At 72.9% G+C, this 693-nt stretch carries 1 protein-coding gene and 1 pseudogene; one reads left to right on the top strand and one right to left on the bottom strand.

What is annotated here, in order from left to right; all coding sequences use genetic code 11:
* Window positions 1–129 (bottom strand): annotated as a pseudogene (locus tag J0695_RS44475) (glutathionylspermidine synthase family protein); the annotation flags it as partial.
* Between the two features lie 103 nt (window positions 130–232).
* Between J0695_RS44475 and J0695_RS36460 the strand changes: the two are divergent.
* Window positions 233–693 (top strand): DMT family protein (locus tag J0695_RS36460; RefSeq protein ID WP_505383625.1); only part of this gene is annotated, 461 nt, incomplete at its 3' end.

The following is a 693-nucleotide window of genomic DNA, read 5'->3' on the forward strand; positions in this document are numbered from 1 at the left end:
GTAGTACGCGCTCTCGTCCCAGTACGGACGCAGCGAATCGTCCGGGTAGCGGGTGAGCGGGTAGATGAGCCCCTGCTCCTCGACGGTCTGCTGCCAGCCGGGGCGGGGGTCGATGGTGTGCCGCTTCACGGTCAGCCGCCGCTGGAGAACCCGATTGCGACCCCCCACCCTAGGCCCCGTCCGGCGGCCGGATCCGGCGGCCCAACTAGAGTCCCGTTCTGTGCTCCTTGGGATGATCTGTGCTCTCGCCTCGTCGGTCTGCTTCGGCACCGCCTCCGTGTACCAGGCCGCCGCCGCGCGCGCGGCCGAGCCGGGCAACGGCTCCGGTGTGGACGCGGCGCTGCTGCTGAGGGCGCTGCGCCAGTGGCGCTACATCCTCGGACTGGGGCTCGACGCGGTGGGATTCGGCCTCCAGATCGTCGCCCTGCGCTCGCTGCCGATCTACGCGGTCGGAGCGGCCCTGGCCGCCAGCCTCGCGGTGACCGCGGTGGTCGCGTCCCGGGTACTGGACGTCCGACTCGCCCGCAGCGAATGGGCCGCGGTGGGTGTCGTCGTCGCGGGTCTGGCCATGCTCGGTCTCGCCTCGGGCGAGGAGGGGCACACGACGGGATCGAGCGCCCTGCGCTGGTCGATGCTGGGCGTCGCGCTCGCGATCCTCCTCGTCGGCGTGGCCGCAGGCCGCCTTCCCGGCCG

It is taken from the genome of Streptomyces beijiangensis (assembly GCF_017315755.1).
Classification (GTDB): Bacteria; Actinomycetota; Actinomycetes; order Streptomycetales; family Streptomycetaceae; genus Streptomyces; species Streptomyces beijiangensis.